The organism is Butyrivibrio sp. INlla16 (assembly GCF_900104155.1).
GTDB lineage: Bacteria > Bacillota > Clostridia > Lachnospirales > Lachnospiraceae > Butyrivibrio.
This window is the reverse complement of the sequence record NZ_FMYB01000096.1, coordinates 1-7,142: the sequence shown is the minus strand read 5'-3', so window position 1 is coordinate 7,142 and position 7,142 is coordinate 1. Positions and strand designations below refer to the sequence as shown.

The window sequence follows — 7,142 nt, the reverse complement described above, 5'->3', positions numbered from 1 at the left end:
AAATCACGGTAATCCCATGGCTCTACTTTTATGATGACGGGAAGCTTATCAACTTTGAACTTTTGATATTTGGGAGAATGGGAATCGTCGAAAGCCCACTGTTTTAGCGGTATATATCTGCATATGAAGTTTACCAGCCAGCAATTCTGCTGATAGAGTTGGTGGATGATTTCAAGTAAATAAAGTATAATGTTCACGAGCATTGTCTCCTGGTTTTTTGTGAGTTTGGTCGCTGACATTATACCAAAAAGGGAGGTCAATGCTCATTTTATTTTGAACTCCCGATAAATCAAGGCTTTAGAACAAAAAAGAGGTAGTAAATTTGACACTACCAGCTGACGGATGAGGGGAGAATTATGGAAAAAGAAAACGAATTTATAGAAGGCTTAAGGGATGCAGTTCCCGTCTGCCTCGGATACCTTGCGGTATCCTTTGCCTTCGGCATTCAGGCGGCGGAAGCAGGTTTGACCGTTTTTCAGGCATCTCTTATGTCACTTACAAATGTAACGAGCGCGGGGCAGTTTTCATCCCTCGACCTCATAGCTACTAATGCAACCTACGCCGAGATGGCGCTGTTGCAGTTGGTGGTCAATATCAGATACATGCTAATGAGCACGGCGCTGTCGCAGAAGTTTTCATCAAAAGTCGGTACACTATCAAGATGCCTTGTAGCGTACGGCGTTACGGATGAGATTTTCGGACTTAGTGTCACCAGAAAAGGGCGCCTGAAACCCGCCTATTCCTACGGACTTATTATTTGCTCGGTTTTTGGATGGGTACTAGGAACCTTCCTTGGAGCATTCGCGGGACAGATTATGCCCCAGAGGCTTATCAGTGCGCTGGGACTTGCAATATATGGAATGTTTCTTGCGATTATAATCCCGGAAGCCAGTGAAAACGGTGCGGTTATGGCGGTTGTCATAGGAGCCATGGTTATGAGTACGGTTTTCACATATGCTCCGGTATTAAGTTCTATTTCATCGGGTTTCAGAATTATTATAGTAACGGTCGTGATCGCAGCAGCTGCCGCAATTTTCGCACCAAGAACAGAGGAGGACACGGCAGATGCATAACATATTCGGCTATATTTTTGTGATGGCACTGGTTACATATCTTGTCAGAATGTTGCCGCTCACACTTATAAGAAGAGATATCAACTCACGCTTTGTAAAGTCATTCTTGTACTACGTACCCTATGCGACGCTGGCAGCTATGACTTTTCCCGCTATCATCCATGCGTCAGATTCCATGCGCGCATCGGTGATAGGTTTTGCGGTAGCCCTGGGATTATCCTTCAGGAAGCGAAGCCTTCTTACGGTAGCAGTTGCAGTCTGTGCTGCGGTTTTTGTGGCGGAGTGGTTTTTAATCTAATTAGAAAAGTTGCATTAACGGAGGTTAATAAACATGCATATAGGAACAGGTTATGATGTACATAGATTGGTTGAGGGAAGGAAGCTCATCCTTGGCGGCGTGGAGATACCTTATGAAAAGGGGCTCCTTGGTCATTCCGATGCGGATGTTCTGCTTCATGCCATAAGTGATGCGCTTCTTGGCGCCTGTGCGCTCGGAGATATCGGCAAGCATTTTCCTGATTCGGACCCTAAGTATAAAGGCGCCGATTCATTAAAACTGCTCTCGGAGGTTGGCAGAATGCTTGAGGATAATCACTATCTCATAGAGAACATCGACTCCACAATTTTGTGTCAGGCACCAAAGCTTCGCCCTTACATCGACACTATGCGCCAGAATATCGCCGATGCGCTTGAAATCAATATCGCTCAGGTCAGCGTTAAGGCTACAACTGAGGAAGGTCTTGGATTTACCGGCGCCGGTGAGGGAATAGCAGCCCAAGCCATTTGCCTTCTTACAAGCCCCATCGAATTTACAACAAGAAACGTGACTTTCCAGACCGGCGAAGCCCCTGAAGGAGGATGCTGCTGTGGACAATAATATTGACCTTGCGGCTATAATTCGCGAGAACTTTGGTGTGCCGGGTGAACCCATGAACAGATATAGCCCGTTGGCTCTTGCTTTTATGGGAGACAGCGTCTACGAGATAATCATCCGCAGCATTGTTGTTCAGGAGGCCAACAGACCCGCCGGCCAGCTCAACAAGATAAAAGTGAAATATGTCAATGCCGCAGCCCAGGCTAAAATCATTGAGTTTTTAGAGCCCGACCTCACCGAGGAGGAGCTTGACGCCTACAAGCGCGGCCGCAACGCAAAGTCCTACACGAGTGCCAAGAACCAGAGCGTCACGGACTATCGCAAGGCCACCGGCCTCGAGGCTCTTTGCGGATACCTTTATTTGAAAGGTGATCTGGACAGACTGATAGAGCTTCTGAAAAAGGGTATTGAAGTTATCGATAGATAATTATTGTGGCGGGATAGGCTGGAGTGGCATTACATCAGCATAGGTTCAAGGCATAATCTTAGCTTTTGGCGACGATTACCTTGAAAACATGAAAAGATGGAAAATCATGGTAGGGAGTAGGCAGTTAATTACCAAGATTATAAGGAAATTGGATAAATCAAGGTAAAGAGAAGACGGGCGATTACCAAGATAATATGAAAAGCGGATAGATCAAGGTAAAGAGCAGACATAGCAATACCTAGAAAAAGGTAAAAATGCAAAAATCTTGGTACAGCACAGTCTAAGATTTACCAAGAAAAATAGAAAAACAGGAAAATCTTGGTAAATAGTAGCTAGTATTGTACCAAGATAATCAAAAAATGAGTAAAATCTTGGTAACAATTAGTTTTTCCCGGACCAAGATAATCAAGAAAACAAACTAATCTTGGTAATTAGTAGAGGAATTCATACCAAGAAATTATTATATTCAAAATAATATTGGCAAGAATAGATTAAAACAAGAAATAGTAATAAATAACAAGAAACAGAGCCTAATTATTTAAACAGAGAATTGGCTCAATAGGTGAAGATATGAGAGATAATCAGAGAAACGACTACAAACATTCAAGAAACGACAAGCATACCAGAAGAGAGGAAAATGACATTGAAAGCCTCACCATTGAAGGCAGAAATGCTGTAATAGAGGCGCTTCGAAGCGGCAGGACAATAGATAAGATTCTGATCCTTGACGGATGTCAGGACGGCCCGATCGCGACGATAAGAAAAGAAGCCAAAAAAGCCGGCATCATGATGAAGTTTGTTTCAAGGGACAGACTTGACCAGATTTCAGAGACAGGTGCGCATCAGGGAGTCATTGCCTATGCGGCGGCTTATTCATATTCCGAGATAGATGATATTTTCAATCTTGCTGATGAAAAGGGCGAATCACTCTTCGTTTTTCTGCTGGATAACATTGAAGATCCGCACAATCTCGGTGCCATCATCAGAACAGCCAATATCGCCGGAGCTCACGGGGTTATAATCCCGAAGAACCGTGCGGTCGGTCTTACCGCAACTGTTGCCAAGACCAGTGCCGGCGCGCTTAATTATACACCGGTGGTTAAGGTAACCAATATGGCGAGAACAATTGAGGACCTTAAAGACCGCGGCATGTGGTTTGTATGTGCCGATATGGACGGTCAGCCTATGTACGACCTCGATCTCAAGGGTTCCATCGGACTTGTAATCGGAAACGAGGGCTCGGGTGTCAGCAAGCTTGTACGTGAAAAATGCGATATGATCGCTGCCATTCCCATGAAGGGAGAGATTAACTCCCTCAATGCTTCTGTGGCTGCGGGAGTTCTTGGTTTTGAAATTGTAAGACAGCGCGGTGGATACGGAAAATAAAAAGTATCGGAATTCACAACTTTTTTATGAGGGATTTACATGTCAAAAATAACCGGCGATGAGACCGATGAGGAGCTTATCACAAGGCTTCGCGACGGAGAATCGGACGTAACAGACTACATAATGAATAAGTATAAGAATCTGGTCAGGACCAAGGCTGCATCCATGTATATTCTCGGGGCAGACAAGGATGACCTCATTCAGGAGGGTATGATAGGCCTGTTTAAGGCTGTCCGCGACTACGACGCAGGGCGCGACGCCAGCTTTAAGACCTTTGCCGATTTGTGCATATCCAGGCAGATGTATACCGCAATTCAGGCGTCCAACCGAAAAAAGCACGCTCCGCTTAACGGCTACATCTCGCTTTACTCCAAACTCGGAGATTCCGAGGAGGACAAGGAATTTTCCCTGGATCAGGTTCTGGAAAATATAAACGACAACGATCCGGAATCCATGATGATCGACCGCGAGAACACCAGAGATATCGAGAAATTCATCGAAAACGGCCTTAGCGATTTTGAGCAGGCTGTTTTAGAGCTCCATCTGACCGGCATGAGCTATGTTGAGATAGCAAGAGTCTTAGGGCGTGATGAAAAGTCCACCGATAACGCACTGCAGAGGCTGAAAAACAAGATCAGGAAGTATGTTAACGGAAACTCTGCAAAATAATAAAGGGCTTTTCTGTTACCTTTTACTTTTAAAACTATAAAATTAAGCAATTCTTAAGGAGACAATCATACCGGCCTAATATATAATTTTTCCTAGGGGGAAAGCTATATTTGGGAGGAAGGTATGAAGAGAGTAAAAGTTTCAACGTGTATAGTCATGCTATGCGCTTTTTTCTGCGCGCTGTGCATGACTTCTTTTAATGTCAGGGCTCAGGGGGAGTTCTATTTCACTGAGGTTACCCAGGATTCGATTTCATTTGACTGGAGTGAGAAGGCAGAAAGCTTTTTGGCATGGTGCGACAAGAATGGAGGCACCAGCACCTATGAACCTTTTCAGATTAAGGTTTTTGAGGTGAATGCCGATGGGAGCGGCATGAAACAAATTAAGAGCTATACGGTACCGGGGACAACTTATAAGAGTACTGTTACAGGCCTTAAGAAGGCGACGACCTACAGAGTTGATATTGACCTTCACACAAAGCACAGCAGTGGTGGCGGTGGTTCTTCAAGTATATGGCATGTTGTTAGTACCAGAAGTGACAACTCATACACGATGAAAATGGCGGGCCGTTCAGATACCACAATTTATGTGGACTTTTCTGGTGCTGTTAAGCAGCTTGAAGAAGCGATAAAAGAAATAGGCGGAAGCAATTTGCACGTTCAGGGTGTTACCTGCTCAATTGCGGAGCAGACCGGAAGCGAGAGCGCTGCGATAGCTGCCGCAAGAAACAGTTCAACAAAAATCGGAAGAACTTACAACGTAAGTTATACAACTAAGAGATATATAGGACTTAAGCCTGATACTGCGTATGCGGTTTCTGTTTTACTGACTTATAGTTATAAAAAGGCAGACGGAAAATCATCCCCTTATATTGATGAATATATAGAAGCAGGAAGTCTTAGAACCGCTCCTGCGGGCAGCTATTCTGATGACGTTGGAGATAACAAGCTGGGATATTCCAACAATTCCAGAGAGGATTCATCACATAATGGCAGGATCGTGATAACGGAAGGATCAGGTTCTTCAAGGTTATATGCTAAGTGTGATGTTACTTCAGACGAAAACAGTATCACGCTGGACTGGACTAACCATAATGTGGTAGCTGCTAATGATACAGGCAGAATTTATATAGGCTATGCTGAAGAGTCAAACTATGATGCGCATGCTGACTGGGAACAATTTGGATCCAGATATAACGAAGGACCTTACATGCGTAAGGCGCTGCAAAATTCAGATCAAGGACAGATTAAGGTAGACAAGGGAGCAAAGAGCTACAAGATAACCGGACTTAAGCCCGGAACTCAGTACAGCATCGTTATGAGATGCGGTTGGAAAACGACAGGTGCTCATTGTGACAGATGTTATGTTACATATAAACTTAAGACTAAGGGCGATTCTGGGAAAATCGCAGCTTCAAAGGATATTTCCACAAACAAACAGCCCGGATATATGTATGACTGCTCTGTAAAAAGAGAAAACGGTACAGTATTACTCGACTGGACAGAGGCGTCCAATGCTTTTATCAGCCAGTCTGTGTTTGAAAAATATTTTGGTAAAATGCAGAGGACAGGAATAATTAGTGTAAAATACACAGAAGTTCCTCAGAGTGGTAATGCAAAGGATATTGAAAAGGCTTATTCGGCTCTTATGTATAGTAGTAAGAGTGTCACAGTATATTCTGAAAACGCAGATCTTCCCTGCACAAAGATGAGAATTTTCGGAATTGACAATTCCAAGAAATACATTTTTGCAGTTGTTTACAGATATCAGTATTTTGAAGACGGCAAGGTTAACAATGGCACTGAATATTTCTATGCTGACGAGACAGGCACAAACTATTTAAAGAAAAAGGCAACCGGCCAGACCGGTGGTTCCGGCAAGGAAGAGGCTGGTGGTAAGACTACTGAGACTGGCATGACCACTGAAAATACAAATAACAACACCAACGAAAACAGCCAGAATAGTGAGAATGCTGCCACAGAGAATACTTCTGCTGAATCATCCGATAAGAAACAGCCCGCAGTAAATACAACCGATTCGGAAAAAACTGCTGACGTGGCAGCCGAAAAAGCAGATGATACAAAAGCTGATGAAAAGCCTGAATCAAAGATCACAGCTTCCAAGGACACCTTCAAGGTATCGGCTCTTAAGAAAAAGAATCAGAAAGTTACTTTAAAAGTGGCACCTGAGCTTAAGGGCAAGATCACGGTTAAGAACGCATCGGCCAAGAAGCTTAAGAAATTTGCCGATTTCAAGGTTAAGGGCAGAAAAGTCACCGTCACAATGAAGAAGGGTGCTCCCAAGGGAGTATATAAATTTAAAGTTACAGTTGCGGCATACGGAAAAACAAAGAAGACTACTGAGACTATAAAGATTACAGTGAAATAATAGGGTTGTTTCATGAAGCAAAATAAATATAGGGTCTTTTAGCGATGAAACTTAGAGGGAAAAGCATTATACAAAAGTGCTTTTCCCTCTTCCTTTTTCTGCTCTGTAGAGGTATAATATACCTAAAGTATAGGTATACGCCACCTATACGAAAGGAGGAAGGTATGAAGACTGAAAAAGTATATCCAGAATGGGTTCAGGCACAACGCGTTAAGGGGACTACCATCAAGAAAAAAGGTGATTCATATTACCTGTACAAGCGTACATCGAAAAGGGTTCCGGGGAAAAAATACCCCCAGCCTGTGGATACCTATATCGGGCTGAT

Annotated in this window: 7 protein-coding genes and 1 pseudogene; 7 read left to right on the top strand and 1 reads right to left on the bottom strand. The window is 43.7% G+C overall.

Annotated features, from left to right (window positions below; all coding sequences use genetic code 11):
- A pseudogene (locus BLR42_RS23405) lies at nt 1-197 on the bottom strand (transposase); the annotation flags it as partial.
- A gap of 159 nt (nt 198-356) precedes the next feature.
- Here BLR42_RS23405 and BLR42_RS21470 point away from each other — a divergent pair.
- From BLR42_RS21470 to BLR42_RS21440, 7 genes are all read left to right on the top strand, one after another.
- Complete coding sequence (locus tag BLR42_RS21470; RefSeq protein ID WP_091873629.1) at nt 357-1,073, top strand: AzlC family ABC transporter permease; 717 nt, start codon at nt 357-359, stop codon at nt 1,071-1,073.
- Nucleotides 1,066-1,371: an AzlD domain-containing protein gene (locus BLR42_RS21465; RefSeq protein WP_091873627.1), complete on the top strand. Its 306-nt coding sequence runs from the start codon at nt 1,066-1,068 to the stop codon at nt 1,369-1,371. Before BLR42_RS21470 ends, BLR42_RS21465 begins: the two co-directional genes overlap by 8 nt.
- Nucleotides 1,372-1,404: 33 nt before the next feature.
- A complete protein-coding gene (ispF, locus tag BLR42_RS21460) occupies nt 1,405-1,950 on the top strand; it encodes a 2-C-methyl-D-erythritol 2,4-cyclodiphosphate synthase (protein WP_091820676.1) in 546 nt (181 codons plus the stop codon).
- Nucleotides 1,940-2,374: a Mini-ribonuclease 3 gene (locus tag BLR42_RS21455; RefSeq protein WP_242876654.1), complete on the top strand. Its 435-nt coding sequence runs from the start codon at nt 1,940-1,942 to the stop codon at nt 2,372-2,374. The genes ispF and BLR42_RS21455 overlap by 11 nt, the downstream gene beginning before the upstream one ends.
- Before the next feature lie 570 nt (nt 2,375-2,944).
- Nucleotides 2,945-3,760, top strand: coding sequence for a 23S rRNA (guanosine(2251)-2'-O)-methyltransferase RlmB (gene rlmB, locus BLR42_RS21450; RefSeq protein WP_091873626.1), 816 nt, complete (start codon nt 2,945-2,947; stop codon nt 3,758-3,760).
- A 39-nt stretch (nt 3,761-3,799) separates the two neighbouring features.
- The gene (gene sigH / locus BLR42_RS21445) at nt 3,800-4,429 is read left to right on the top strand and encodes an RNA polymerase sporulation sigma factor SigH (RefSeq protein ID WP_091873624.1); all 630 of its coding nucleotides are present in this window, start codon (nt 3,800-3,802) and stop codon (nt 4,427-4,429) included.
- A gap of 123 nt (nt 4,430-4,552) precedes the next feature.
- On the top strand, nt 4,553-6,817 hold the full coding sequence (locus BLR42_RS21440; protein ID WP_091873623.1) for a fibronectin type III domain-containing protein: 2,265 nt from the start codon (nt 4,553-4,555) through the stop codon (nt 6,815-6,817).
- Nucleotides 6,818-7,142 lie beyond the last annotated feature (325 nt).

Excerpts from the sequence above, each read along its gene's own strand:
- BLR42_RS21470 (WP_091873629.1), top strand. The coding sequence starts at position 357 with ATGGAAAAAGAAAACGAATTTATAGAAGGCTTAAGGGATGCAGTTCCC.
- BLR42_RS21465 (WP_091873627.1), top strand. The coding sequence starts at position 1,066 with ATGCATAACATATTCGGCTATATTTTTGTGATGGCACTGGTTACATAT.
- ispF (WP_091820676.1), top strand. The coding sequence starts at position 1,405 with ATGCATATAGGAACAGGTTATGATGTACATAGATTGGTTGAGGGAAGG.
- rlmB (WP_091873626.1), top strand. The coding sequence starts at position 2,945 with ATGAGAGATAATCAGAGAAACGACTACAAACATTCAAGAAACGACAAG.
- sigH (WP_091873624.1), top strand. The coding sequence starts at position 3,800 with ATGTCAAAAATAACCGGCGATGAGACCGATGAGGAGCTTATCACAAGG.
- BLR42_RS21440 (WP_091873623.1), top strand. The coding sequence starts at position 4,553 with ATGAAGAGAGTAAAAGTTTCAACGTGTATAGTCATGCTATGCGCTTTT.